Genomic DNA, 26,983 nt, shown 5'->3' with positions numbered 1-26,983 from the left:
GCCCTTGCTTGACTCTTCAATGGGACAACCTCCATGACTCGGCCCGGTGCCAAGCGCGCGAATGAGATGCTGGCTGCACTCACGGCCTATAAAAGCGCCTTCTTCAACATCGGCCTGTTCTCAGCGGTGATCAACCTGCTGATGCTGGCCCCGGCGCTGTACATGTTGCAGGTGTACGACCGGGTATTGGCTTCCGGCAACCAGATGACCCTGCTGATGCTGACGCTGATGATCCTCGGCCTGTTCGCCTTGATGGGGGCGTTGGAGTGGGTGCGCAGCCAAGTGGTGATTCGCCTCGGCACGCAAATGGACATGCGTTTGAACCAGCGGGTGTTCGACGCCGCTTATGAAGCGCAACTCAAGGGCGGCACCCAGGCCGCGGGCCAGGCCCTGCACGACCTGACCACCTTGCGCCAGTTCGCCACCGGCCAGGCGCTGTTCGCCTTTTTCGATGCGCCGTGGTTTCCGGTGTACCTGCTGGTGATCTTCCTGTTCCACCCTTGGCTGGGCCTGCTGGCGCTGGGTGGTGCGCTGCTGCTGATCGCGCTGGCGTGGGCCAACCACCATGTCAGCCAGGCGCCGATGGCACTGGCCAGCCAACTGTCGATCAGTGCCAGCCAGCAGGCCACGGCCAACCTGCGCAATGCCGACACCATCGAGGCCATGGGTATGCTCGCCACACTGCGCGGGCGCTGGTTCAGCCAGCACCAGGCGTTTCTGGTGCAGCAGAACCTGGCCAGTGAAAAGACTGCGGTGGTCACAGCCTGGTCCAAGGGCGTACGCCTGGCCCTGCAATCGCTGGTGCTGGGTTTGGGCGCCTGGTTGGCGGTCAACGGCGACATTACGCCGGGGATGATGATTGCCGGGTCGATCCTGATGGGGCGCGTGCTCAGCCCCATCGACCAGTTGATCGGCGTGTGGAGGCAGTGGGGTTCGGCGCGCCTGGCCTATGAGCGTTTGTCGTTGTTGCTGCAGGATAACCCGGCGCGACCGGCACGCATGAGCCTGCCAGTGCCCAAGGGCCAGGTAAGCCTGGAGCAGATCAGCGCCTGCGCCCCCGGCAGCCGCCGGCCCGCGCTGGCCAACCTGGGCTTCAGCCTGCCGGCGGGTGACGTGCTCGGTGTGATCGGCCCCTCGGGCTGCGGCAAGTCCACCCTGGCGCGGGTGCTGGTGGGGGCCTGGGCCCCGCTGGCCGGCAAGGTGCGCTTGGATGGCGCCGACCTGGCCGTGTGGGACAAACAGCAACTGGGCCCGCATATCGGTTACTTGCCCCAGGACATCCAGCTGTTCGCGGGCAGCATTGCGCAAAACATCGCGCGTTTTGAAACGGTGGAGGCCGACAAAGTCCTCGCTGCGGCGCAAATGGCCGGCGTGCACGAGCTGATCCTGCAACTGCCGCAAGGCTACGACACGCAACTGGGCGAGGGCGGCGCAGGCTTGTCCGGCGGGCAAAAACAACGGGTGGCCCTGGCGCGTGCGCTGTACGGCCTACCGGCGCTGATTGTGCTGGATGAGCCCAATGCCAACCTCGACGAAGTGGGCGAGCAGGCGCTGCTGCAAGCCATCGCCCAGCTCAAGCAACAGCGCCGCACCCTGATCCTGATCACCCACAAACCCAATGTGCTGAGCCTGACCGACCAGTTGCTGATCCTCAAGGACGGCCAGATGCAGGCGTTCGGCCCGACGGCGCGGGTGTTGGAGGCGCGGCAAAAACCTGTGGCCAGCAAGCCGGTGTCGAGCATGAGCATGAGCTACCGCTTCGGTGAAGGAAAACCCGCATGAACCAGAGCAAACCTGCGTTGATCAGCGACCAGCCACACAACGTGCTGGCGCTGGATGACAAAAAATACTCGCGCCTGGGGTGGTGGCTGGTGCTTGGAGGCTTTGCCGGCTTTCTTGGCTGGGCGGCGCTGGCACCGTTGGACAAGGGCGTGGCGGTGCCGGGCAAGGTCATGGTGTCGGGGCATCGCAAGACGGTGCAACACCCGGCGGGCGGGATCGTGGAGCGTATTGAAGTGCGTGACGGTGACCGGGTACGCGCAGGCCAGGTGTTGTTGCGCCTGAAAGAAACACCGTTGCGCGGGCAGATGCAGTCACTGCGCAGCCAATACCTGGCGTCGCTGGCCAGCGAAGCGCGCTTGAGTGCCGAGAGCGAAGGCTTGCCGGCCATTGCATTTGGCCCCGAGCTGCTGGCCGATCCCGACGTCGCAAACACCCTGACCCTGCAACGCCAGTTATTCCAGAGCCGTGCCCAGGCCCTGGCCACCGAACAGGCGGGCCTGCGCGAAACCATCGCCGGCTTTGAGGCGCAGTTGCGCGGCACGCGGGCCTCCCAAGCGAGCAAAGTGCAACAGCGGGCGGCGTTGAATGAGCAGCTTCAGGGCCTGCGCGAGTTGGCGCGTGACGGCTACATCCCACGCAATCGCCTGCTCGACAGCGAGCGGCTGTATGCGCAAATCGACGGCGCTATCGCTGAGGATTTCGGGCGTATCGGCCAGTTGCAGCGCCAGGTGCTGGAGTTGCGTTTGCGCATCCGCCAGTTGGGCGAAGACTTCCAGAAAGACCTGCGCACCCAGTTGGCCGAGACTCGCACCCGCAGCGAGGACTTGCGCAATCGCCTGGCCTCCGCCGAGTTCGAACTGGCCAACAGCCTGGTTCGTGCTCCGGCATCCGGCGTGGTGGTGGGGTTGCAGGTATACACCGAGGGCGGCGTGATCAAGCCCGGTGAGGCCCTGATGGACATCGTGCCCCAGGGCGAGCCGTTGTGGGTGGAGGCGCGGGTGCCGGTACAGATGATCGACAAGGTGCACCCGGGCTTGCCGGTTGAGTTGATGTTTTCGGCATTCAACCAATCCACCACGCCACGGGTGGCGGGCGAGGTCACGTTGGTCTCGGCCGACCGCCAGGTCGATGAGCGTACCGATGAGCCGTATTACACGCTACGGGCCCAGGTCAGCGCAGCGGGTATGCAGCAACTGGACGGCGTGCAGATCCGTCCGGGGATGCCGGTGGAAACCTTCGTCAAGACCGGCGAGCGCTCGATGCTCAACTACCTGTTCAAACCCTTGCTGGACCGTACCCATATGGCCCTGGTGGAAGAATGAAGGCGTTGTTGTTCACCCTCTGTTTAAGTTGCACGCCAGCGGCAAACGCCCTGGGTCTGTTGGATGTGTATGAGTTGGCGCTACGCAACGACCCGACCTTTCAGGCGGCGATCCAGGAGCGTGAGGCCGGTGAAGAAAACCGCGTGATTGGTCGAGCCGCGTTGCTGCCGAACCTTTCATGGAGCTACAACAACTCGCGCAATGAGTCCGAAGTCACCCAGAGTACGGCGGTGGGTAATGTCACCAGCGACCGCAATTACCGCAGCTACGCCTCGGCCCTGACCTTGCAGCAACCGCTGCTCGATTACGAAGCCTATGCGCGTTTTCGCCAAGGCACTGCCCAGGCGTTGATGGCCGACGAGCGCTTTCGCGGCAAGAGCCAGGAGTTGGCCGTGCGGGTGTTGAGCGCCTACAGCCAGGCATTGCTGGCACAAGAGCGCATCGAGTTGAGCCGCGCCCAGAAACGGGCGTTTGCCGAGCGCCTGCAACTCAATGACCGCCTGCTCAAAGGCGGTGAAGGCACGCGGACCGATGTACTCGAAACCCAGGCGCGCCTAAGCCTGGCCCAGGCCGAAGAGATCGAAGCCGTGGATGCCCAGGACAGCGCTTTGCGTGAGTTGGAAGCCATTGTCGGCCAGCCGCTGCACATCGAAGAACTGGTACCCCTGGCCAGCTCATTCGAGATCGCGCCGCTTGAGCCCAACCGTTTCGAAACCTGGCGTGAACTAGCCATGGCCAACAACCCCGAACTCAAGTCCCAGCACCACGCGCTCGACGTGGCCTCTTATGAAGTGGAGCGCAAGCGCGCCGGGCATTTGCCCAAGGTCAGCCTGTACGCGACCAGTCGCAAAACCAGTTCCGACTCAGAAAGCAGCTACAACCAGAAGTACGACACCAACAGCGTCGGCATTCAGATCAGCCTGCCGCTGTTTGCCGGTGGCTCGGTCTCAGCCTCTACCCGTCAGGCGGCCAACCAATTGTCCCAGGCTCAATACGAGCTGGACGCGCAAACCGCCGCAACCTTGGTGGAGTTGCGCAAGCAATTCAACCTCAACACCAGCGGCGCGGCCAAGGTGCGGGCCTATGAAATGGCAGTGAGTTCCGCCACGGCGCTGGTGAGCGCCACGAAGAAAAGCGTCAGTGGCGGCGAGCGGGTCAACCTTGATGTACTCGACGCCGAACAACAGCTGTTCACCGCCCGCCGCGACCTGGCCAATGCCCGCCACGCGTACCTGCTGGCGCGCATTCAGTTGAAGTATTACGCGGGGTTGCTGAGCGAGCAGGACTTGCGGGCGTTGGCCGGGTATTTCCAGCCCTCGGCATGAGTGGTTACAACCCGGCATTCGCCGGGTTTTTTGTGGTTACTAGTCTGTGAAACAGCTTCGGGAATCAGGAGCCGGTTGTCGGGTGGCAGAGGGAAATTGTTACCTGGCGGAAAATAACCTAACGGATGGGTTACGATGAGAGTAGGTGCTTACAAAGGCTACGTGATTTCAGTGTTTATCAGGGATGAGCATTGCCCGCCCCATGTGCATGTCAGGGGCAAGGGATGGGATGCACGCTTTCGCTTCAGTTTTTTGGGTGGGGATGTTGAGTTGTGGGACGTAGAGCCTGAACGGAGGCGGCCACCCATGTCGGTACTGAAGGAAATACGCGAGGCGATCATGCAGCGGCACTACTTGGCGCGGGCACGCAGGATTTGGTGGGAAAAACTGCAGACGGTTTGTCTGGAGAATCATTCCTGGGATTGGGACGCTGGTGAGTTGGTTCCAGGGTTGGTCATTCGACCGGGCGTCTACGTCATCGCAAGCGCCCGGCACGACGTTGTCGAGCAACGGACTATTTTGAATCTGGTAAGAGCGCCAGATTGCGTGGGGATTAATTTATGAAGATCGTAAAAGCTAAGGTCAAACCTTATGTACCTCTCACTGAGGCCGACGTTGACAAGGCAATCGCCCGAGGGCGCAGGTTGAAGCGCCTGTACGCCAACGCCAGCAATGTGCGTTATGAAAACGACTGCCTCTCCATCGGCTTCAGCGATGGCAGCCGCGTGGTGTTGCCGGTGGCTGGCCTTCCGGAGTTCGAGGGGTTTTCAGAGAAAGACTTTCAGCAACTGGAAGTGACGTTCGGTGGCAAAGCGATAAGCTGTGAAGCTCAGGACCTGGACGTTTCGATTACCGGCCTGATCGCTACAAGCCAGCCGCTGATGGACCTGGCAACCAGCCTGGTGGCATCGCGCAATGGTCGCAAAAGCAGCGCGGCCAAATCCGCCGCCGCCCGCGCCAATGGCAAGAAGGGCGGGCGGCCACGCAAGGACGTACCAGAAACACCAGACACACCAGACACATGAGTAACCCCTGTGGGAGGGGGCTCGCCACAGCAAGCCCTCTCCCACATTATTGGGTCGATGCCCCGCGGTTTTATCGGCGGGTCAGCAACACACCCGATTCCATATGGTGCGTCCACGGGAACTGGTCGAACATCGCACATTGGGTAATCCGGTGCGTGTCATGCAGTTGCGCGATGTTGGCGGCCAACGTCTCCGGGTTGCAGGAGATGTACAGGATATTGTCGAAACGCCGGGTCAGTTCGCAGGTGTCCGGGTCCATGCCGGCGCGGGGCGGGTCGACGAATACGCTGCCAAACTCATAGCTTTTCAGGTCGATGCCGTGCAAGCGGCGGAATGGGCGCACTTCATTGAGCGCCTCGGTGAGTTCCTCGGCGGAGAGGCGCACCAACTTGACGTTACCGATCGCGTTTTCATCGAGGTTGCTCAAGGCCGCGTTCACCGAGGTCTTGCTGATCTCGGTGGCCAGCACGTTACGCACGCGAGTGGCCAGCGGCAGGGTGAAGTTGCCGTTGCCGCAGTAGAGTTCGAGCAAATCGTCCGGGCGGTCGCCCAAGGCTTCAAATGCCCAGTTGAGCATCTTCTGGTTCACCGTACCGTTGGGCTGGGTGAAGGCGCCTTCGGGCTGGCGGTAGCTGAAGGTGCGGCCACCGACCTCGAGTTTCTCCACTACGTAGTCCTGGCCGATCACATCGCGCTTGCCCTTGGAGCGGCCGATGATGCTCACATTCAGCTCAGCCGCCAGCTTGTTCGCGGCGGTGTGCCAATGCTCGTCCAGCGGGCGGTGATAGCACAGGGTGATCATCGCGTCGCCGGCCAGGGTGGTGAGGAACTCCACCTGAAACAGCTTGTGGCTCAGGGCGGCGCTGGCTTGCCAGGCGGCCTTGAGTTGCGGCATCAACTGGTTGATGCGCTGGCTGGCAATCGGAAACGCTTCGATCAGGATCGGCGTGCGCTTGTCGTCCTGGGAAAACATTGCGTAATGGCGATCACCGCCTTCGCGCCACAGGCGGAACTCCGCGCGCAGGCGGAAGTTTTGCAAGGGCGAATCGAAGACCTGCGGTTCGGGCGCGTCGAAGGGTGCCAGCAGGTCACGCAAACGCGTGACCTTGTCTTGCAGTTGAGCGGTGTAGCTTGCGGCGTCAAAAGTCATGCGTTGAACCAGCCCAGCTTGATCACAAACAGAATCGACAGGATTACCAGTGCCGGGTTCAGCTCACGGTAGCGGCCCGAAAGCAGCTTGATGGCGGTCCAGGCGATGAAACCGAAGGCGATGCCATTGGCGATGGAGTAAGTGAAGGGCATCGCCAGGGCAGTGATCACCACCGGCGCTGCAACCGTAATGTCATCCCAGTCGATTTCGGCCAGGCCCTGGCTCATCAGCACCGCTACAAACAGCAGGGCTGGCGCGGTGGCATACGCGGGCACGCTGGCGGCCAGCGGCGAGAAGAACAGCGCCAGCAGGAACAGGATCGCGACCACGATGGCGGTCAAGCCGGTGCGGCCACCGGCGCTCACGCCTGCGGCCGATTCGATGTAGCTGGTGGTGGTGGAAGTACCCAGCAGCGAGCCGGCCATGGCGGCGGTGCTGTCGGCGATCAGCGCACGGCCCATTTTCGGCATATGGCCGTCCTTGCCCATCAGGCCGGCGCGCTTGGCGACGCCGATCAGGGTGCCGGAGTTATCGAACAGGTCGACGAACAGGAAGGCGAAGATCACGCTGACCAGGCCGATATCCAGCGCGCCCTTGATATCCAGCTGCAGGAACGTCGGAGCCAGCGAGGGTGGCACCGAGGTCACCCCGATGAAGGGTGTGAAGCCCAATACGATGGAGGCGATGGTCACCGCCAGGATACCGATCAGCACCGCACCGCGTACGGCCAGGGCTTCGAGCGCGACGATCAGGACGAAACCCAGCGTCGCCAGGATTGGCGCCGGTTGTTTCAAGTCGCCCAGGCCCACCAGGGTGGCCGGGTTGGCGACCACGATCCCGGCGTTATGCAGGGCAATCAGCGCCAGGAACAGGCCGATACCGGCAGCAATTGCCGAGCGCAGAGGCAGTGGGATGGCGTTGATGATCCACTCGCGGATGCGGAAGATCGACAGCAGGAAGAACAGCACCGCCGAAATGAACACCGCGCCCAGCGCCACCTGCCAGGTGTGGCCCATGTGCAGGACCACGGTGTAGGTGAAGAACGCGTTGAGGCCCATGCCCGGCGCCAGCGCAATCGGGTAGTTGGCGATCAGGCCCATCACGGTGGAACCGATGGCCGCCGCCAGGCAGGTCGCGACAAACACCGCACCTTTGTCCATGCCGGTCTCGCCGAGGATGCTCGGGTTCACGAACAGGATGTAGGCCATGGCCAGGAAGGTGGTGATCCCCGCAAGAATCTCGGTGCGCACATTGGTGTTGTGGGCTTTGAGTTGAAACAGCTTTTCCAGCATGCCGGCTCCCTGTGACGCTATTGTGCGTCGTTATTTGTTGACCTCTAAGTCAAAGCACAAACTGCGCCAAGCGCCTGTGGTTTCAGAGAGGATCGGAAAAAGCGGCGCATCATACCAGCAGCCGAGGCTGTGTGGCGCATGGCCTTGAGGCATACTGCGCCGACGTTCAATACCGGGTCATTGCCAGCATGAAAAAAGCCAACGCGTGGAGTCTAGCTCTGATCGCCAGTATCAGCCTGTGGCTGGGCGCAGCACCGGCGTGGGGCGCGGCTGCACCGGCGTTGAGCGAGGTGCGGGTGTTCAAGGTGGAATCGGCAAAATGCAGCGAAACCATCCCCGAACGGGTGAACACCACCCAGATGTGCGAACACCGTGGGCCCACCCAGGTGTCGGTCATGGAAGTCGGCCTGGGCAACAGCCCGATGGGCCGCTTCAATGGCGCAGAGTTGAACGGGCAACGCACGGCGGTGTGCCAGGTGGGCAACATCAGTGAGGCGTGCAACGGCGTGGGCACCTTGATGGGCTACATCTATGTGTTCGACCTGAATGTCCAGGCCCAGGGCTGGTTCGAATTCACCAATACCTCGATCAACCCCCCGCAAAACACCTTGAAAGCCCAGCTCAATATCCGCTGATCAATCATCTTGAACGCTCAAAATCCCGGGAAGTCGTACCCCTAAGACGGCGATTTTCCTGAACGCCGCGGATGTACTTCAACCCGTGAGGTGTTTATGAGCGCAAACCCCAATGGCGCGGCGGCCCAGCCGTTTGCCCGCTACCCGATACGCATGACACTCAACGGCCAGCCGCGCCAACTGGATGTGCTGCCCTGGACCACCTTGCTCGACCTGCTGCGCGAGCAGCTGGACCTGGTCGGCAGCAAAAAGGGCTGCGACCACGGTCAGTGCGGTGCCTGCACCGTATTGCGTGACGGCAAGCGCGTAAATGCCTGCCTGACCCTGGCCGTGATGTGCGACGGCGCCGAGTTGACCACCATCGAAGGGCTGGCCGAAGGCGACCAGTTGCACCCCATGCAGCAAGCCTTCATCAAGCATGACGCCTTCCAGTGCGGCTATTGCACCCCCGGCCAGATCTGTTCCGCCGTGGGCCTGGCCAATGAAGGCCGCGCCCACGACCGTGCGCAGATCCAGGAACTGATGAGCGGCAACCTGTGCCGCTGCGGTGCCTACAGCAATATCCGCGACGCCATCGAAGAGGCGCTGCCGGTGTGCCACCGCTCGGGAGGTGAACAATGAACCCCTTCCACTACAGCAAGCCTGCCGATGTTCAAGAGGCGGTGCACCTGAGCAACGCGGCCTCGCGCTTCATTGCCGGTGGTACCAACCTGCTGGACTTGATGAAAGAAAACATCAGCCGCCCGGAACATTTGATCGATATCACTGGTTTGCCCTTGCACGAGGTTGAAGAAACCGCCGACGGCGGCGTGCGGATCGGCGCGTTGGTGAGCAATGCCGACCTGGCCTGGCACCCGCTGATCGAACAGCGTTACCCATTGTTGTCCCAAGCGATCCTGGCGGGGGCCTCGCCGCAATTGCGCAACATGGCCAGTACCGGTGGCAACCTGTTGCAGCGCACCCGCTGCTACTACTTCTATGACGCTACGGTGTCGTGCAACAAGCGCGAGCCCGGTAGCGGCTGCCCGGCGCGTACGGGGTTGAATCGCATCCATGCGATCCTTGGCGCCAGTGAGCAGTGCGTGGCCACGCATCCCTCGGACATGTGCGTGGCCCTGGCGGCGCTCCAGGCACGGGTGCATGTAGAAGGGCGTGGGGGGGCACGTGTCATCGAGTTCGCCGATTTCCACCGTCTGCCCGGCGATGCGCCACAGCGCGACAACCAATTGGCCGATGACGAACTGATCACCGCGATCGAACTGCCTGCCGACCATCTGGCCCGGCACAGCCACTACCTGAAAATCCGCGACCGGGCCTCGTATGCCTTTGCTTTGGTGTCGGTGGCTGCGGCGCTGGAACTGGACGGCGACACCATCATCGATGCGCGCCTGGCCCTTGGCGGCGTGGCGCACAAACCCTGGCGCGACCGCGCAGTGGAAGCGGCATTGATCGGTCAGACCGTCAGCCGCGAAACCTTCAGCAACGCTGCCGATGCCCTATTGCAAGACGCCGAGCCGCTGGAGCACAACGGCTTCAAGATCAAACTGGCACGACGCGCAATCATCCGTGCCTTGAGCGACGCCGCTGTCGCAGGAGAACAGCCATGAGTGCCATCGGCAAACCCCTGGACCGTGTCGACGGTCTGCTCAAGGTCACAGGCCAGGCGCGCTATGCCGGTGAGTTCCCTGAGGATGGCCTGCTGCATGGCAGTGTCGTCTCCAGCACCATCGCCAAAGGCCGCGTTATCAAGATTGATGCCTCCAGGGCCCTGGCCTTGCCCGGCGTGGTCGAGGTCATTGATCACCTCAATCGCCCCAGAATCGCCAGCTATGACGACGCCTTCCAGGATGATGATGCCGCCGACGGCTCACCCTTTCGCCCGCTGTACAACGACCGCGTGCTTTACAGCGGCCAGCCCCTGGCCCTGGTGATCGCCGATAACCTGGAACTGGCCCGGCACGCCGGTTCACTGGTGCACATCGAATACGCGCCTGAAGATTTCGAAACGGACCTGCTCACCCAGCAGGAACGGGCCTACCCTTCACCGCAGACACCGCCCGAGCCACGCGGCAACTTTCAGGCCGAGTGGGCCGGTGCGGCGATCAGCCTCGATCTGCATTACAGCACCCCCATCGAACACCACAACCCCATGGAGCCCCATGCCAGCACCGTGCTGTATCAGCCGGACGGCACGTTGCATATCCATGACAAAACCCAGGGCCCGCAGAACTGCCAAGCCTACGTGCAAAAAGTGTTCGGCCTGGATAAAAGCCAGGTGCGCATCTTTGCTGCCTTTGTCGGTGGCGCCTTCGGTTCTGGCCTGCGCCCGCAGTATCAACTACCACTGGCAGTGATGGCGTCCCTGGCGCTCAAGCGGTCGGTGCGCGTGACCCTGACTCGCCAGCAGATGTTCACCTTCGGCTATCGCCCACGCACTTTGCAGCGTTTGCAGATGGGTGCCGCCGCCAATGGGCGCTTGCTGGCCCTGGGGCATACCGCGATTGGCCAGACCTCGCGCTTCGAGGATTTCAGCGAGCACGTGGTGGAGTGGAGCGGCATGCTCTATCACTGCGACAACGTGCAACTGACCTACAAGCTGGTGCCGCTGGATGTCTTTACCCCGCTGGACATGCGCGCCCCCGGTGCTGCGCTGGGCGTGAACGGCCTGGAATGTGCCATGGATGAACTGGCCTGCGCCTTGGCCATCGACCCGGTGCAACTGCGGCTGATCAATTACGCCGAGCGCAACCAGAACGAAGGCAAACCCTGGTCGAGCAAAGCCCTGCGCGAATGCTACAGCGAAGGCGCCGAACGCTTCGGCTGGAGCCAGCGCAACCCGGAACCGCGCAGTATGCGCGACGGTCGCCAGTTGATCGGCTGGGGCATGGCCGGTGGGGTGTGGGAAGCCATGCAGATGAAGGCCAGCGCCAAGGCACGCATCGATAGCAGCGGCAAACTCACTGTCAGCAGTGCCACCACCGACATTGGCACGGGCACCTACACGGTGATGACCCAGATTGCCTCTCAGGCCAGTGGCGTGGCGATGGCCGATATCAGCTTTCTACTGGGTGATTCGTCATTGCCCACGGCGCCGTTGCAGGGCGGTTCGTTTACCGTGTCTTCCGTCGGCACCGCCGTACAGCAAGCGTGCGAAGCGCTGAATGCCAAATTGCTGGAGATCGCCCGGCAGACTTACCCGGTATTCAAGGATGCCGATTCGGTTCGGTTTGAAGACGGCCAGCTACACAGCGGTGACGTGAGCGTGTCGTTGGCGCAACTGGTCAAGGACAGCGGTGAAGACGCCTTGCAGGTACAGGTCGACAGCGAGCCCGACAAGAAGCGCGAGGGCTATGCCAGCGCTACGCACTCGGCGGTGTTCGTCGAAGTGCGGGTGGATGAAGACCTGGGCACCATCAAGGTCAGCCGTGTGGTCAGCGCGATTGCTGCGGGGCGCGTGGTCAACCCGAAGATGGCCCGCAGCCAGATCCTTGGCGGCGTGGTGTGGGGCATTGGCATGGCGCTGCATGAAGAGACCCAGGTCGACCATCAATTGGGACGCTACATGAACCACAGCCTGGCCGAGTACCACATCCCGGTGAACGCCGATATCGGCGAGATTGACGTGCTGTTTGTCGAAGAACACGACGATGTGGTCAATGCACTAGGGTCCAAGGGCGTGGGGGAGATCGGCATTGTCGGCGTGGCGGCGGCAGTGGCGAATGCGATTTACCATGCCACCGGCAAGCGGGTGCGGGAGTTTCCGATCACCTTGGATAAAGTGCTCTAGCACCGGCCTTCCAAACACCGAAGCTCCAACTGTGGGAGCTGGCTTGCCTGCGATAGCGGTGCCTCGGCCACCAGAGAGTTGCCTGATACATCGTTATCGCAGGCAAGCCCGGCTCCCACAGGGTACAACGCTTAAGCTTATGGCTTGGTTTCTTCCACCGGCACATGCATACGATCGCGATTGGCCAGGGTCGGGAACAACTTGATCCATACTCCGGTCACCACCAGGGTGCCGATCCCGCCCATCACCACCGCCGGCACGGTGCCGAACCAATGAGCGGTTATCCCGGATTCGAACTCGCCCAGTTGATTGGATGCACCGATAAACAGGCCATTGACCGCGCTGACTCGCCCACGCATCTCATCCGGTGTTTCCAGTTGCACGAACGACGCGCGGATCACCATGCTGATCATGTCCGCCGCGCCGAGCACTACCAGCACTGCGAGGGAGAACCAGAACGAGGTCGAGAGGCCGAAGGCAATGGTCGCCACGCCGAATACGCCGACGGCGGTGAACATCACGCGTCCTACCTTGCGGTCTACCGAGAACCGCGCCAGCCACAGCGACATCAGCAAGGCGCCCACCGCCGGTGCCGAACGCAGCAGGCCCAGGCCCCAGGCGCCGGTCAGCAGGATGTCCTTGGCGAACACCGGCAGCAACGCGGTGGCGCCGCCCAGCAGTACGGCAAACAGGTCCAGGGAGATGGCGCCGAGGATGTCCGGGCGGCTGCGGATAAAGCGGATGCCGGCCAGCAGCGAGTCCATCGTGGCCTTGGCTTTGTTGAGCGGCGTCTGACGGGCGGGCAGGTTCAAGGTCAGGACGCAGGCAATCAGGTACAGCGCCACGGTCGGCCCGTACACCCACACGCTACCAAACGCGTAGAGCAAACCGCCAACGGCGGGTGCGACGATGGTCGCCAGTTGCTGGGCCGATTGCGATGCCGCCACGGCCCGTGGGAACAACGCGCTGGGCACGATGCTCGGCAGCAGCGCCTGGGTGGTGGGCATTTCAAATGAGCGCGCAGCGCCCAGCAGGAAGGCTAGGATAAAGATCATCTCGCGGGTCACGTTGCCGGTCAGGCCGCCGATGGCCAGGGACAAGGCAATCAGCGCCTGTAACGTCTGGCAAATGGCGGCGACCCTGCGTCGCTCATAGCGATCGGCTACATGCCCGGTGTGCAGCATGAACAGCACGCGCGGTACGAATTCCACCAGGCCAACCAGCCCCAGGTCCAGCACGTTGCCGGTCAGTTGGTAGAGGTTCCAGCCGATCGCCACGGTGAGCATCTGGAAACCGCTGGCGGTAAAGATCCGCGCCAGCCAGAACGCGATGAAAGGGCGGTGGTGACGTAACAGCAACGCGGGTTCACTGGGCATCGGCAATCAGGTCGGCAACGGGGGAATGGCGAGATTAGCATCAAGCTGTAACAAATAGTTGCAAGAACAGGGCTGAGGCAAGCTGTCACGCGGCAAAAGACCACACAGTCCTACAGCAAAAATGGGACTACTCTTTCAACGATGCTTGATCCAGATCAAAACCTGCCCCGGAATTGCTCTGGCGGCCGCAAGGCCAGAATCCCCACGAGATGGGTAAAAAAAGAAACGAATTGAAATTCGCCACACTCCATATCCGTGGGGGCAGTGGGTGCAGGCTCCCAGCCAGCAGCCGGTATTACCTGACAGAGGAAGACTTATGTTCGGTTTGGAGGCGCTAGATCTCGCCCGAATTCAATTCGCGTTCACCATCTCGTTTCACATCCTGTTCCCGGCGATCACCATCGGCCTGGCCAGTTACCTTGCGGTGCTGGAAGGCTTGTGGCTCAAGACTCATAACGATACCTACCGTGACCTCTACCATTTCTGGTCGAAGATCTTTGCCGTCAACTTCGGCATGGGTGTGGTCTCCGGCTTGGTCATGGCCTATCAGTTCGGCACCAACTGGAGCCGTTTCTCGGACTTCGCCGGTGCTGTCACCGGGCCATTGCTGACGTACGAAGTGCTCACGGCCTTCTTCCTTGAGGCCGGTTTCCTCGGTGTGATGCTGTTCGGCTGGAACAAGGTGGGGCGCAAGCTGCACTTTTTCTCCACGGTGATGGTGGCCGTGGGGACGTTGATCTCCACGTTCTGGATTCTCGCCTCCAACAGTTGGATGCAAACGCCACAGGGCTTTGAAATCATTGATGGCCGGGTGATTCCCACCGATTGGCTGGCGGTGATCTTCAACCCTTCGTTCCCCTATCGCCTGATGCACATGGCCACGGCTGCATTTGTTGCCACGGCATTCTTCGTCGGCTCGTCGGCGGCCTGGCATTTGCTGCGCGGCAAAGACAACCCGGCGATCCGCAAAATGCTCTCCATGGCGATGTGGATGGCGCTGATTGTCGCGCCCATCCAGGCGGTGATCGGTGACTTCCATGGCCTCAATACCCTCAAGCATCAACCGGCAAAAATCGCCGCGATTGAAGGCCACTGGGAAAACATCGGCAACGAGCCGACGCCATTGATCCTGTTCGGCTGGCCGGACATGAAAGCCGAGAAGACCAAGTATGCGGTCGAGATCCCGTACCTGGGCAGCCTGATCCTGACCCACTCCCTGGACAAGCAGGTGCCGGCCCTCAAGGAGTTCCCGCCTGAGGACCGCCCCAACTCGACCATCGTGTTCTGGTCGTTCCGGGTCATGGTTGGCTTGGGTTTCCTGATGATCTTCACCGGTCTGTTCAGCCTGTGGCTGCGCCGTGGCGACAAAATGTACACCTCCAAACCGTTCCTGTACCTGGCGCTGTGGATGGGCCCGTCCGGGCTGATTGCGATTCTTGCTGGTTGGTTCACCACTGAAATCGGCCGCCAGCCTTGGGTGGTCTACGGGCTGATGCGCACCGCAGATGCCTCGTCCGGGCATAGCCTGGCGCAGATGACCATTACCCTGGTGTTGTTCGTGGTGGTGTACTTCGCGCTGTTCGGCGCAGGCCTGGGTTACATGATGCGCCTGGTGCGCAAGGGCCCTGTGACTCACGACAGTACCGAACCGGCCCATGGTGGCCCTGGTCAGAAACGCACCCCGGCGCGTCCGTTGTCTGCCGCCGACGATGGCAGCGATAACGACCACGACCACATCCAGCACAAGGGGAATTGAGATGGGTATTGATCTTCCGCTGATCTGGGCCGTGATCATCATCTTCGGCATCATGATGTATGTGGTCATGGACGGCTTCGACCTGGGTATCGGCATCCTCTTTCCGTTTATCCCCGGCAAAGTCGACCGTGACGTGATGATGAACACCGTGGCCCCTGTATGGGACGGCAACGAAACCTGGCTGGTACTCGGCGGCGCGGCGTTGTTTGGCGCGTTCCCGCTGGCGTATTCGGTGGTGTTGTCGGCGTTGTATCTGCCGCTGATCCTGATGCTGATCGGGCTGATCTTCCGCGGCGTGGCCTTTGAGTTCCGTTTCAAGGCCAAGGACCACAAGCGTCACCTGTGGGACAAGGCGTTTATCGGTGGCTCGCTGGCAGCAACCTTCTTCCAGGGCGTGGCGTTGGGCGCCTTTATCGATGGCATCCCGGTGGTGGACCGCCAGTTTGCCGGTGGTTCACTGGACTGGCTCACACCGTTCACGATGTTCTGCGGCGTGGCGCTGATCGTGGCCTATGCCTTGCTCGGCTGCACCTGGCTGATCATGAAGACCGAGGGCAAGTTGCAGGAGCAGATGCATAACCTGGCGCGGCCGTTGGCTTTCGTGGTGTTGGCGGTGATCGGTATCGTCAGTATCTGGACGCCGCTGACCCACCCGGAAATCGCTTCGCGCTGGTTCACCTTGCCGAACCTGTTCTGGTTCCTGCCGGTGCCGGTTCTGGTATTGGTCACGATGTACGGACTGTTCCGCGCCGTGGCCCGTCATGCGCACTACACGCCGTTCCTGCTGACACTGGTGTTGATCTTCCTGGGCTACAGCGGCCTGGGCATCAGCCTGTGGCCCAATATCATCCCGCCGTCCGTGTCGATCTGGGACGCTGCGGCACCGCCGCAAAGCCAGGGCTTCATGCTGGTGGGCACGTTGTTCATCATCCCGTTCATCCTGGGTTATACCTTCTGGAGCTACTACGTGTTCCGCGGCAAGGTCACCCACGAAGACGGCTACCACTAGGAGGGTTGAAACATGTCCGGTAAACCTTCACTGCACGAGATTGAACAGGCCGAGAAGCAGCCATTGTGGCGGCGCCTGGGATGGCTGGCGGGGATCTGGGTGGGCAGCGTGCTGGCCCTGTTCGTGGTGGCCAGCCTGATGCGCATGTTCATGAATGCGGCGGGCCTGACCACGCACTGACATACCGAACCGGCCTGCCAGCGTGAGAGGCAAGCCCTGCTCTTCTATTGGAAGGGCAGGGCTTTTTTATTTGCGCGCTTTGAGGATGACGAACTTTGGTGTGGCCGCCACTTGTTCGACGCCACGGAACAATCGCGCCAACTTGCTGTGGTAGCCCAGGTGGCGATTACCCACGATATACAACGCGCCGCCCACTACCAGGGCTTCGCGTGCCTGCTGGAACATGCGCCAGGCGAGGAAGTCACCCACCACTTGTTGTTGATGAAACGGTGGGTTGCACAGCACCACGTCCAACGATTGCGCCTCCTGACCGGCCAGGCCGTCATCGGCACGTACAATAACGTCGCGATTGCCCAGAGCGGCTTGCCAGTTTTCAGCCGCCGATTGCACGGCCATATAGGACTCATCCACCAACGTGTACTGCGCGTCGGGGTTTTGCAGAGCGCTGGCAATCGCCAATACGCCATTGCCGCAGCCCAGGTCTGCCACGCGGGCGCTGCCAAGGTTTTTCGGCAGGTGCGGCAGGAAGGCGCGGGTGCCGATGTCCAGGCCCTCGCGGCAGAAAACGTTGGCGTGGTTGAGCAACTCGATGGCTGGCGCGTCCAGCCTGTAGCGGGTGGGATAGGGCGAGACGGCGACAGGACGATCTGCCACGGTGGCGATCAGCAATCGCGCCTTTTTGACCGCAAGCGTCGCGTGCATCGGCCCGATGTAACGCTCCAGCAGTTCACCGGCGGCGCGGGGCAAGTGCTTGACCATCGCCCCGGCGATCACCTCGGCGCCCGGCGCCAATTGCCCTTGCAGGCGGATCAACTGTTCTTCCAGCAGCGCCAGGGTTTTTGGCACACGGATCAGCACCCGATCGAAGGGCCCCACCGGCGCGGTACTGGCGGGTACGAATGGCACGGCATCAAACGCCTTGCCGTTGCGCACCAGGTTTTTCTCCAGGGCTTGGGCGGCGAGGAACGAGTCGCCGCTGGAGGTCACCAACATCTGGCCCGCAAGGCTGGCCGCGAGGGCGCCGAAGCTGTCATTGAGTACCAGCACGCGGGTCAGCGCATTGGGTTGCTGTGCGCCAAGGTGGTTGAGCAGGTACTCGTCGGCGGCATCGAAGGCTTGCAGCGGATCATTGTGTTGCTCTGGCTGACGAATCAGATCGAGCTGGGCGAAGGGGCTGTCAAGCAGGGGCATGGGGGAAGAATGCTCTGGGTAATCGACGGAACCGTCTGAGTGAACGGCGAAGCGACCCGCTGAAGGGGGTGGCATCAACACTCAGAATTGACCGTAAATGTTACGTTTTTTTTTACGCAATGACATGGGGTGTTTAATTGACGATTAGAGCATTCCGGCTTTGGCGAGGCAGAGCACAGCCTGGATCTTACTGGTGACCTTCAATTTGCTGAGCACCCTGCCGACATGAAAACCCACCGTGCGCTCGGACAGGCACAGAATGCGAGCGATCTCCGCGGCGGTCTTGCCCATGGCGCACCATCTGAGAATCTCCGTTTCGCGGGCCGTTAACTTGAATGGCGCCTCGTCGATGGGCTCGCCGGTGTATTGAAGCGCGACGACCGCATGCATCGCATGGCAGAGCCACAATACTTGACCGGCTTTTTCGTAAAGCTCTTCAGGGCTGACCTCACCCTTGTCACGCACCAGGGTCAGCATACTGAATACACCCTTGAAATCATGCACCGCCTGGGACCAGCCCCTATGCACCCCACATGACTCAGCCAAGTCCCACAGCTCAGGTGCGTTATCGAAGGCTTGCTTCTCCCAAAGGATGGGCAGTACAGAGTGCTTGCAGTGAACTACAGCCGGATCTTTGTCGAAGAAACCTGCTTGTTGATAGATTTTGTTCCATTCATTTGGGTAGTTGTTGCAGTTGAAAGGCTTTGCTTGGGCATTTTCGGATTGAGTACTCATTGTGAACGAGCAATATTTGAACCCCATTTCCTGAGTGCGGTTGATCACCATTTCATACACGGTGGTGATTTCGCTCTCGCCTTCCAGCTTGGGCAGCCGTGAATTGTGCCAATTGACCATCGGTAACTCTCCATGGGTTTCTTTGTGACTTGGGTACTTCCTGATCCCCAATCCAACACGAAAACAAGTGTAGGACACGTCGTACAAGCTAGTCTGAAAAAAAATTCATCAAGTGTTTGGTCTTCGGGTTTCAGATATGTACAAGCGTTATTGGTTTGTATGAAAAAACCGATGGGACATTTTTTTTGCACTGGTTTTAATGACTTGCAGGTGATATCAAAATGACGTCTTCGGACGGCGTAGTTTCATCTTGTGGCGCATTCCGGTTGGGTTAATAGCCAAATGATTAGTATGAGTGTGCGGCGCGTTGTTTGCTGCGGATTGCGGGTGAACCGCTGGCTCACTTGCGTCACTGACAGGCGGTGCGCGATGGGTAAATGCAATGCCAGTACAAATCAACGGTGTTTGCGTCATCTGCTTTGAGAGACACTAGCGGCCTGTGCAAAACGGAGCCTCCCATGACGGCCAGTGCTGAGAAATTTACCCGCCAGACCTTGCTCGACGTGCAATCGCTGACCCCCAGCCTCTTCACCCTGCGCACCACTCGCGACCCAGGCTTTCGCTTTACCGCCGGCCAGTTCGTGCGCCTGGGTGTGACCAAGGCCGATGGCAGCACCGTGTGGCGTGCCTATTCTGTGGTGTCATCGCCTTTTGATGAGCATCTCGACTTTTTTTCCATCGTTGTCCCTGGCGGGGAGTTCACCAGCGAACTCAGCCGGCTGCGGGTTGGCGACACCTTGTTGGTAGAGCGCCAGGCCACCGGCTTCCTGACCCTTAATCGCTTTGTCGACGGGCGCGACCTGTGGCTGCTGGGCACCGGCACAGGGGTTGCGCCGTTCCTGTCGATCCTGCAGGACTTTGAGGTCTGGGAAAAATTCGAACGCATCATTCTGGTGTACAGCGCGCGGGAAGCGAAAGAGCTGGCTTACCAGGCGCTGATCAAGGAACTGGGGGAGCGCGAGTACTTGGCCGAGTACGCGCATAAACTCACCTACATTCCCATCGTCACTCGCGAGCAACATCCGGGTGCGCTCAACGGGCGCATTACCACGCTGATCGAAAATGGCGAACTGGAGCGCGCGGCCGGCCTTGAGTTAACGCCGGAACACTCCCGCGTATTGATTTGCGGTAATCCGCAGATGGTCGATGACACCCGCCAGCTACTCAAGCAACGGGACATGCAACTGAGCCTGAGTCGACGCCCTGGTCAGGTTGCAGTAGAAAATTACTGGTAGAAAAAAGGCGCCTCACGAGGCGCCTTTTTGCAACCGCTGATTAAAGCGGTTTGTTGTTATTTTGAGCCTTGAGCAGATCGCGGATCTCGCCCAGCAGCACTTCTTCCTTGGTCGGCGTCGGTGGCAAGCTAGGGGCTACGGCCTCTTCTCGCTTCAGGCGGTTGATGGCCTTCACACCCATGAAGATCGCAAAAGCAACGATCACGAAGTCGATGATGCTCTGGATGAACTTGCCATAAGCCAGCACCACCGCCGGTACGTCACCCTGCGCGGCCTTGAGCGTTATCGCCAGGTCGGCAAAGTCCACACCCCCGATCAGCAGACCGATAGGCGGCATAATCACGTCGCCTACAAACGAGGAAACAATTTTGCCGAAGGCGGCGCCGATGATGATACCGACGGCCATGTCGACCACATTACCTTTGACCGCGAAGGCCTTGAACTCACTGATCACGCCCATAGGTTATTCCTTGTTACAGTTGAGAAGGGTGGAGGTCAGTGTAATTCAGTCGTACAAGGCTTGCTCGACACAACTGTTAACACTGTCGATTTTTATCGACACATTAAAACGCAAATAGTTTGCAAAGTGCCACCAGTCGCGCGCGAATTACCCGTCATTTCAGCCAGTTACCAGATTATTTTATTAATCGGGCCTGTGGCGTTTTTCTATTTATCTTCTGACTCGCAGGTCTCTAGCCTCTGACAAGCACAACAGAATGTGCGCTAAAAAAACCAGAGGAAACCTCGATGAACACTCCAATCCGCCGCAGGCCCGTGTCCGCGCGTCACGCGTTGGCACTGGTGACCGCCAGCCTGCTGTCCCTCTCCGTGCAAGCCGCCAACCTGACCCGCGATAACGGGGCCAACGTCGGTGATAACCAGAACTCGCAAACGGCCGGAGCGAACGGCCCGGTATTGTTGCAGGACGTTCAGCTGATCCAGAAGTTGCAGCGCTTTGACCGCGAACGCATCCCCGAGCGTGTGGTACATGCCCGCGGTACCGGCGCCCATGGCACCTTCACGGTGACCGACAACCTCAGCGACCTGACCAAGGCCAAGGTGTTCGCCGCCGGTGAAACCACGCCAGTGTTCGTACGCTTTTCGGCGGTCGTCCACGGTAACCATTCCCCTGAAACCCTGCGTGACCCAAGGGGTTTTGCCACCAAGTTCTACACCGCCGAAGGTAACTGGGACCTGGTTGGCAATAACTTCCCGACCTTCTTTATCCGCGATGCCATCAAGTTCCCGGATATGGTCCATGCCTTCAAACCCGACCCACGCACCAACCTGGATGACGACTCGCGCCGTTTCGACTTCTTCTCCCATGTTCCCGAAGCCACGCGTACGTTGACCGAGTTGTACTCGGACTCCGGTACCCCGGCCAGTTACCGCGAGATGGACGGTAATGGCGTACATGCCTACAAGTTGATCAACGCCAAGGGCGAAGTGCACTACGTCAAGTTCCACTGGAAGAGCCTGCAAGGCATCAAGAACCTGGATCCCAAGCAAGTCACCGAAGTACAGGGTCGTGACTACAGTCATATGACCAACGACTTGGTCACCCATATCAACAAGGGCGACTTCCCCAAGTGGGACTTGTATGTGCAAGTGCTCAAGCCCGAGGACTTGGCCAAGTTTGATTTCGACCCCCTGGATGCCACCAAGATCTGGCCGGATGTACCGGAGCGTAAAGTCGGGCAGATGGTGCTCAATCGCAACCCGGCCAATGTCTTCCAGGAAACCGAGCAAGTCGCGATGGCGCCTGCCAACCTGGTGCCGGGCATCGAGCCGTCGGAAGACCGCCTGCTGCAAGGCCGGGTGTTCTCCTATGCCGATACGCAAATGTACCGCTTGGGTGCGAACGCCCTGCAACTGCCGATCAACGCTCCACGGGTCACCGTCAACAACGGTAACCAGGACGGTGCGATGAACTTCGGCAAGACCACCACCGGCGTGAACTACCAGCCAAGCCGGCTGTTGCCACGCGAAGAGCCGCAAACCGCGCGCTACAGCCAGTCGCCGCTGTCGGGCAGCACCCAGCAGGCGAAGATCCAGCGCGAGCAGAACTTCAAACAGGCCGGTGACCTGTACCGCTCCTACACCAAGAAAGAGCGTCAGGACTTGATCGACAATTTCGGCGGCTCGCTGGCCACCACCGATGACGAAAGCAAGCACATCATCCTGTCGTTCCTTTACAAGGCTGATCCGGAATACGGCACCGGCGTCACCAAGGTGGCCAAAGGTGATCTGGCTCGCGTGAAGGCGCTGGCGCAAAAACTGACTGACTGATTCGTTGGTTGCGGTCGGCGCCTCTACGGGCGTCGACCTTTGGCAGGAGAAGCCCCTATGCGTATCTCTATCGGTTTACTGATGGCCATGCTGGCCTTTGTCGCCCATGCGGAGTCTCCCGACCCGGTGGCGCTCAAAGCCCAGTTGCAGGATTACTACTTCGACGCCGCTCGCCGTGGCGACCTCGACATGCTCAATACCTTTATCGACTCCGGCTACAGCCTCAACATCCAGGATGACAAAGGCTACACGGCACTGATTCTCGCCGCTTATCACGGCCAGGGCTCGTACGTGGAGCGTCTGCTCGACGCGGGTGCCAACGCCTGCGTACAGGACAAACGCGGCAACACGGCGCTGATGGGCGCGATCTTCAAGGGTGAGCTGAAAATCGCCCAGCGCCTGCTGGCCACCGACTGCAACCCGGACCAACGCAATGGCGCGGGACAGACTGCCGCCATGTACGCCGGGCTGTTCAAACGCGTCGAGTTGCTGGGTGAACTGCAAGCCAAAGGCGCAGACCTGAACGCCGAGGACCCCGTCGGTAACAGTGCTTCACGTTTGGCCAGTGGCGAAATCCGGACCCCGGCGTCGCGCTGAGCTATCATCGCGGTTTTTCGGTTGGAGGTTCTCACATGGCAAAGGCCAAGCGCATGTACGGCTGCACGGAGTGCGGCGCGACCTTTCCCAAATGGGCGGGCCAGTGCTCCGAATGCGGTGCGTGGAACACCCTGACTGAAACCATGATTGAAAGCGGTGGTGCCGCAGCCCCTACCGGCCGCGCCGGCTGGACCGGGCAACAGGCACAGATCAAGACCCTGGCCGAAGTCAGCGTCGAAGAGATCCCGCGCTTCTCCACCGCGTCCGGCGAACTGGACCGCGTACTTGGCGGTGGCCTGGTCGATGGTTCGGTGGTGCTGATCGGCGGTGACCCGGGCATCGGCAAGTCGACCATCCTCTTGCAAACCCTGTGCAGCATCGCCAGCCGTATGCCGGCGCTGTACGTCACCGGTGAAGAATCCCAACAGCAAGTGGCCATGCGCGCCCGCCGTTTGGGCCTGCCCCAGGACCAGCTGCGGGTCATGACCGAAACCTGCATCGAAAGCATCATCGCCACGGCGCGGATTGAAAAGCCCAAGGTCATGGTGATTGACTCGATCCAGACGATTTTCACCGAGCAACTGCAATCGGCGCCGGGCGGCGTGTCCCAGGTGCGCGAAAGTGCGGCGCTGTTGGTGCGCTACGCCAAGCAGAGCGGCACGGCGATCTTCCTGGTCGGCCACGTGACCAAGGAAGGCGCGCTGGCCGGGCCACGGGTGTTGGAGCACATGGTGGATACCGTGCTGTATTTCGAAGGTGAGTCCGATGGCCGCCTGCGTTTGCTGCGGGCGGTAAAAAACCGCTTTGGCGCCGTGAACGAGCTGGGTGTGTTCGCCATGACTGACCGTGGGCTGAAAGAAGTCTCCAACCCCTCGGCGATTTTTCTCACTCGCGCCCAGGAAGAAGTCCCGGGCAGTGTGGTGATGGCGACGTGGGAGGGTACCCGGCCCATGCTGGTGGAAGTCCAGGCGCTGGTGGATGACAGCCATTTGGCCAACCCGCGGCGGGTCACGCTTGGCCTGGACCAGAACCGTCTGGCGATGTTGCTGGCGGTATTGCACCGTCACGGCGGCATTCCAACCCATGACCAGGATGTTTTCCTTAACGTAGTGGGCGGCGTCAAGGTGCTGGAGACCGCCTCCGACCTGGCGCTGATGGCGGCGGTGATGTCCAGCCTGCGCAATCGGCCGCTGCCTCATGATCTGCTGGTGTTTGGTGAGGTCGGCCTGTCGGGTGAAGTCCGCCCGGTGCCCAGTGGGCAGGAGCGGTTGAAGGAGGCGGCCAAGCATGGGTTCAAGCGGGCGATCGTGCCCAAGGGCAATGCGCCGAAGGAAATGCCGGCAGGTTTGCAGGTGATTGGGGTGACGCGCCTGGAGCAGGCGCTGGATGCACTGTTCGAATAATCACCAGCATTGCAAATCCAATGTGGGAGGGGCGGTGCGACGATTCGACTTGCTCCCGATTGCGGTGAATCAGTAACAGATAGGCTGACTGACCCACCGCAATCGGGAGCAAGTCGAATCGTCGCACCGCCCCTCCCACATTTGAGTTGTGTTGGCTTCTAGATTTCCAGCAATGCCGCCAGCTCTCTGTGTAGCTCTTCCTCATCCCCCAGGTTCAACTCAATCAGTCGCCGCAAATGGCTGATCGAATCCAGATCGATATGTTGGCACACGAAGCCCAACTGCCCCTGATCCTCGTGGCTCAGCTTCACTTGCATCTTTATATGCGCTTTCGGATCCAGGCGTATGTCTACGTCGAACGGCAGCGCCTTGTTCCCCTTCCAGTCTTCGGGGCGCTCGACCAGTAGACCCTTTAGCGAGAGATCCACCAGTTTCACCGGAAAATCCCATCCGTTTTGCCGAATTTCGGTTTTGGCATCAAAAGCAATCCGGCGAAAACGGCGGCGATCAGACGGTTGCTCAGTCATGGTGAAGTCCTCGGTGGATAGGGGGATTGTAGCCTTGCGCCATCATTTGGCATTTATTTCGTTTTTTTGCCGCATAGAAGGCTCTAGACCAACGTAGGGGGCTGGTCTTTGAGGCCAACAGCGCTAAACTCGGGCTGGCTGTCCTTTCTGTCCACCCTGGCTGGAATACAAAAATGAAAAATAATAATAGCCTGCTACGCCACCTACCCTGGCTGGTGCTGGCAATCGTAGGAGCGTGCGCCCTGGGCGTAGTGGCCTTGCGCCGCGGCGAGGCGATCAACGCCTTGTGGATTGTGGTCGCTGCTGTGGCCATCTATCTGGTTGCGTACCGTTACTACAGTCTGTTCATCGCCAATAACGTGATGCAACTCGACCCTCGGCGGGCCACCCCCGCAGTGGTCAATAACGACGGTCTGGACTACGTGCCGACCAACAAACATATCCTTTTCGGTCACCACTTTGCGGCGATTGCCGGTGCAGGCCCGTTGGTCGGTCCGGTGCTGGCGGCGCAGATGGGCTACCTGCCCGGCACCCTGTGGCTGATTGCCGGTGTGGTGCTGGCGGGTGCGGTGCAGGACTTCATGATCCTGTTCCTGTCCACTCGTCGCAACGGGCGTTCCCTGGGGGACATGGTTCGCGAAGAGATGGGCCGCATTCCCGGGACCATCGCCCTGTTTGGCTGCTTCCTGATCATGATCATCATCCTCGCGGTGCTGGCACTGATCGTGGTCAAGGCCCTGGCCGAGAGCCCGTGGGGCATCTTTACGGTGATGGCGACCATCCCGATTGCGATGTTCATGGGCATCTACATGCGCTACATCCGCCCGGGCCGCATTGGTGAAATTTCGATCATCGGCGTGCTGTTGCTGCTGGGTTCGATCTGGCTGGGCGGGCAGATTGCCGCTGACCCGGTCTGGGCCAAAGCGTTTACCTTCACCGGGATTCAGATCACCTGGATGCTGATCGGCTACGGCTTCGTTGCCGCTGTTCTGCCGGTATGGCTGATCCTGGCGCCGCGTGACTACCTGTCTACCTTCCTGAAAATCGGCACCATCATCGCTCTGGCGATTGGCATCCTGGTCACCATGCCTGACCTGAAAATGCCGGCACTGACCCAGTTCATCGACGGCACTGGCCCGGTGTGGAAGGGCGGCCTGTTCCCGTTCCTGTTCATCACCATTGCCTGTGGCGCGGTCTCGGGCTTCCACGCGCTGATCTCTTCGGGCACCACGCCCAAGTTGCTCGCCAGTGAAAGCCACGCCCGTTACATCGGTTATGGCGGCATGTTGATGGAGTCGTTCGTGGCCATCATGGCGATGGTTGCCGCTTCGGTGATCGAGCCTGGCGTGTACTTCGCCATGAACAGCCCGGCGGCGATTGTCGGTACTGACGTGGTCACCGTGGCGCAAACCGTCAGCAGTTGGGGCTTTGCAATTACCCCTGAAGCGCTGTCGGCTGTTGCCCACGATATCGGTGAAACCACCATCCTGGCGCGTGCCGGCGGTGCGCCGACGCTGGCGGTCGGTATCGCACAGATCCTGCACAGTGTGCTGCCAGGTGAAAACACCATGGCGTTCTGGTACCACTTTGCGATCCTGTTCGAAGCGCTGTTCATCCTCACGGCGGTCGATGCCGGTACCCGTGCCGGTCGCTTCATGCTGCAGGACCTGCTGGGTTCGTTCGTGCCTGCGCTCAAACGCACCGAGTCCTGGACCGCCAACCTGATTGCTACCGCAGGCTGCGTGGCGATGTGGGGTTACTTGCTGTACCAGGGCGTAATCGACCCGCTGGGTGGTATCAACACCTTGTGGCCGCTGTTCGGTATCTCCAATCAGATGCTGGCGGGTATCGCGCTGATGCTGGCGACCGTTGTGCTGATCAAAATGAAGCGCCAGCGCTACATCTGGGTGACCATGTTGCCGGCCGTCTGGCTGCTGATCTGCACCACCACCGCAGGCTTCATCAAGCTGTTCGACGCCAACCCGGCGATCGGCTTTCTGTCGCTGGCCAAGAAATACAGCGATGCCCTGGCCAACGGTCAGATCCTCGCCCCGGCCAAGAGCATCGACCAGATGCAGCACGTGATCTGGAACGCCTACACCAACGCAACGCTGACGGCGCTGTTCCTGTTCGTGGTATTCAGCATCCTGTTCTATGCGCTCAAAGTCGGCGTAGCCGCCTGGGGCAACAAAGAGCGTACGGATAAAGAAGCGCCATTCCAGGCCGTACCGGACGCATAAGCGAGGA

At 60.6% G+C, this 26,983-nt stretch carries 24 protein-coding genes; 17 read left to right on the top strand and 7 right to left on the bottom strand.

Annotated elements, in window-relative coordinates:
• Window positions 1-33 precede the first annotated feature (33 nt).
• The 5 genes from E4P00_RS13005 to E4P00_RS12985 all read left to right on the top strand — a co-directional run bounded on the left by E4P00_RS13005 (window position 34) and on the right by E4P00_RS12985 (window position 5,454).
• Window positions 34-1,782: a type I secretion system permease/ATPase gene (locus E4P00_RS13005; RefSeq protein ID WP_248131675.1), complete on the top strand. Its 1,749-nt coding sequence runs from the start codon at window positions 34-36 to the stop codon at window positions 1,780-1,782.
• The gene (locus E4P00_RS13000; RefSeq protein WP_216092136.1) at window positions 1,779-3,104 is read left to right on the top strand and encodes an HlyD family type I secretion periplasmic adaptor subunit; all 1,326 of its coding nucleotides are present in this window, start codon (window positions 1,779-1,781) and stop codon (window positions 3,102-3,104) included. Before E4P00_RS13005 ends, E4P00_RS13000 begins: the two co-directional genes overlap by 4 nt.
• Complete coding sequence (locus E4P00_RS12995) at window positions 3,101-4,429, top strand: TolC family outer membrane protein (RefSeq protein WP_248131673.1); 1,329 nt, start codon at window positions 3,101-3,103, stop codon at window positions 4,427-4,429. Before E4P00_RS13000 ends, E4P00_RS12995 begins: the two co-directional genes overlap by 4 nt.
• A 135-nt stretch (window positions 4,430-4,564) precedes the next feature.
• The gene (locus E4P00_RS12990) at window positions 4,565-4,993 is read left to right on the top strand and encodes a DUF4160 domain-containing protein (RefSeq protein WP_032879383.1); all 429 of its coding nucleotides are present in this window, start codon (window positions 4,565-4,567) and stop codon (window positions 4,991-4,993) included.
• Entirely contained in the window at window positions 4,990-5,454 is a 465-nt protein-coding gene (locus E4P00_RS12985) for a DUF2442 domain-containing protein (RefSeq protein WP_248131671.1), read from the top strand. Before E4P00_RS12990 ends, E4P00_RS12985 begins: the two co-directional genes overlap by 4 nt.
• A gap of 70 nt (window positions 5,455-5,524) precedes the next feature.
• On the opposite strand, the gene trmA is transcribed toward E4P00_RS12985, so the two are convergent.
• Entirely contained in the window at window positions 5,525-6,604 is a 1,080-nt protein-coding gene (trmA, locus tag E4P00_RS12980) for a tRNA (uridine(54)-C5)-methyltransferase TrmA (RefSeq protein WP_078822381.1), read from the bottom strand.
• On the bottom strand, window positions 6,601-7,896 hold the full coding sequence (locus E4P00_RS12975; RefSeq protein WP_005791636.1) for an NCS2 family permease: 1,296 nt from the start codon (window positions 7,894-7,896) through the stop codon (window positions 6,601-6,603). Before E4P00_RS12975 ends, trmA begins: the two co-directional genes overlap by 4 nt.
• 188 nt (window positions 7,897-8,084) lie before the next feature.
• Between E4P00_RS12975 and E4P00_RS12970 the strand changes: the two genes are divergently transcribed.
• The 4 genes from E4P00_RS12970 to E4P00_RS12955 all read left to right on the top strand — a co-directional run bounded on the left by E4P00_RS12970 (window position 8,085) and on the right by E4P00_RS12955 (window position 12,318).
• A complete protein-coding gene (locus tag E4P00_RS12970) occupies window positions 8,085-8,531 on the top strand; it encodes a DUF4879 domain-containing protein (protein ID WP_005791635.1) in 447 nt (148 codons plus the stop codon).
• 96 nt (window positions 8,532-8,627) lie between these two features.
• Window positions 8,628-9,152, top strand: a complete 525-nt coding sequence (locus E4P00_RS12965; RefSeq protein ID WP_248131669.1) for a (2Fe-2S)-binding protein — start codon at window positions 8,628-8,630, stop codon at window positions 9,150-9,152.
• Window positions 9,149-10,138 carry a xanthine dehydrogenase family protein subunit M gene (locus E4P00_RS12960; protein WP_248131667.1) on the top strand — a complete coding sequence of 330 codons (990 nt, stop codon included), beginning with the start codon at window positions 9,149-9,151 and terminating at the stop codon, window positions 10,136-10,138. Before E4P00_RS12965 ends, E4P00_RS12960 begins: the two co-directional genes overlap by 4 nt.
• On the top strand, window positions 10,135-12,318 hold the full coding sequence (locus E4P00_RS12955; protein ID WP_248131666.1) for a xanthine dehydrogenase family protein molybdopterin-binding subunit: 2,184 nt from the start codon (window positions 10,135-10,137) through the stop codon (window positions 12,316-12,318). Before E4P00_RS12960 ends, E4P00_RS12955 begins: the two co-directional genes overlap by 4 nt.
• 137 nt (window positions 12,319-12,455) lie before the next feature.
• Here E4P00_RS12955 and E4P00_RS12950 read toward each other — a convergent pair whose 3' ends face one another.
• On the bottom strand, window positions 12,456-13,694 hold the full coding sequence (locus E4P00_RS12950) for an MFS transporter (protein WP_005791631.1): 1,239 nt from the start codon (window positions 13,692-13,694) through the stop codon (window positions 12,456-12,458).
• 316 nt (window positions 13,695-14,010) lie between these two features.
• Between E4P00_RS12950 and E4P00_RS12945 the strand changes: the two genes are divergently transcribed.
• Genes E4P00_RS12945 through E4P00_RS12935 form a run of 3 tightly spaced genes read left to right on the top strand, consistent with a single transcriptional unit; the run spans window position 14,011 to window position 16,639 of the window.
• Window positions 14,011-15,450: a cytochrome ubiquinol oxidase subunit I gene (locus tag E4P00_RS12945; protein ID WP_005791629.1), complete on the top strand. Its 1,440-nt coding sequence runs from the start codon at window positions 14,011-14,013 to the stop codon at window positions 15,448-15,450.
• A 1-nt stretch (window position 15,451) separates the two neighbouring features.
• Complete coding sequence (gene cydB, locus E4P00_RS12940; protein ID WP_005791627.1) at window positions 15,452-16,459, top strand: cytochrome d ubiquinol oxidase subunit II; 1,008 nt, start codon at window positions 15,452-15,454, stop codon at window positions 16,457-16,459.
• 12 nt (window positions 16,460-16,471) lie between these two features.
• Complete coding sequence (locus E4P00_RS12935; RefSeq protein ID WP_078822377.1) at window positions 16,472-16,639, top strand: DUF2474 domain-containing protein; 168 nt, start codon at window positions 16,472-16,474, stop codon at window positions 16,637-16,639.
• Window positions 16,640-16,705: 66 nt separating this feature from the next.
• On the opposite strand, the gene E4P00_RS12930 is transcribed toward E4P00_RS12935, so the two are convergent.
• Together E4P00_RS12930 and E4P00_RS12925 are read right to left on the bottom strand one after the other, a co-directional pair.
• Window positions 16,706-17,830, bottom strand: a complete 1,125-nt coding sequence (locus E4P00_RS12930; protein ID WP_078822376.1) for a class I SAM-dependent methyltransferase — start codon at window positions 17,828-17,830, stop codon at window positions 16,706-16,708.
• A gap of 144 nt (window positions 17,831-17,974) precedes the next feature.
• Window positions 17,975-18,685 (bottom strand): LuxR family transcriptional regulator, encoded by a 711-nt coding sequence (locus tag E4P00_RS12925; RefSeq protein WP_248131665.1) that lies wholly within the window; start codon window positions 18,683-18,685, stop codon window positions 17,975-17,977.
• A 458-nt stretch (window positions 18,686-19,143) separates the two neighbouring features.
• Here E4P00_RS12925 and E4P00_RS12920 point away from each other — a divergent pair, with 458 nt between their 5' ends.
• A complete protein-coding gene (locus E4P00_RS12920) occupies window positions 19,144-19,920 on the top strand; it encodes a ferredoxin--NADP reductase (protein WP_057703272.1) in 777 nt (258 codons plus the stop codon).
• Between the two features lie 40 nt (window positions 19,921-19,960).
• Here E4P00_RS12920 and mscL read toward each other — a convergent pair whose 3' ends face one another.
• Window positions 19,961-20,380, bottom strand: a complete 420-nt coding sequence (gene mscL, locus E4P00_RS12915) for a large-conductance mechanosensitive channel protein MscL (RefSeq protein WP_005791618.1) — start codon at window positions 20,378-20,380, stop codon at window positions 19,961-19,963.
• A gap of 287 nt (window positions 20,381-20,667) precedes the next feature.
• Between mscL and katB the strand changes: the two genes are divergently transcribed.
• From katB to radA, 3 genes are read left to right on the top strand one after another with little or no spacing between them, the layout of a single operon-like run.
• Window positions 20,668-22,209 (top strand): catalase KatB, encoded by a 1,542-nt coding sequence (gene katB, locus E4P00_RS12910; protein ID WP_216092129.1) that lies wholly within the window; start codon window positions 20,668-20,670, stop codon window positions 22,207-22,209.
• 57 nt (window positions 22,210-22,266) lie between these two features.
• Entirely contained in the window at window positions 22,267-22,806 is a 540-nt protein-coding gene (locus tag E4P00_RS12905; RefSeq protein WP_078822375.1) for an ankyrin repeat domain-containing protein, read from the top strand.
• 35 nt (window positions 22,807-22,841) lie between these two features.
• A complete protein-coding gene (gene radA, locus E4P00_RS12900) occupies window positions 22,842-24,209 on the top strand; it encodes a DNA repair protein RadA (RefSeq protein WP_005791613.1) in 1,368 nt (455 codons plus the stop codon).
• A gap of 158 nt (window positions 24,210-24,367) precedes the next feature.
• On the opposite strand, the gene E4P00_RS12895 is transcribed toward radA, so the two are convergent.
• On the bottom strand, window positions 24,368-24,736 hold the full coding sequence (locus E4P00_RS12895) for a PilZ domain-containing protein (protein ID WP_216092128.1): 369 nt from the start codon (window positions 24,734-24,736) through the stop codon (window positions 24,368-24,370).
• A gap of 173 nt (window positions 24,737-24,909) precedes the next feature.
• On the opposite strand from E4P00_RS12895, the gene E4P00_RS12890 reads away from it, so the two are divergent.
• The gene (locus E4P00_RS12890) at window positions 24,910-26,976 is read left to right on the top strand and encodes a carbon starvation CstA family protein (RefSeq protein ID WP_005791609.1); all 2,067 of its coding nucleotides are present in this window, start codon (window positions 24,910-24,912) and stop codon (window positions 26,974-26,976) included.
• Window positions 26,977-26,983 lie beyond the last annotated feature (7 nt).

Origin of the sequence: Pseudomonas sp. B329 (genome assembly GCF_023127835.1) — a bacterium.
GTDB lineage: Bacteria > Pseudomonadota > Gammaproteobacteria > Pseudomonadales > Pseudomonadaceae > Aquipseudomonas > Aquipseudomonas synxantha_A.
The sequence above is the reverse complement of the archived record's forward strand: the minus strand, read 5'-3'. Positions and strand labels throughout refer to the sequence as shown.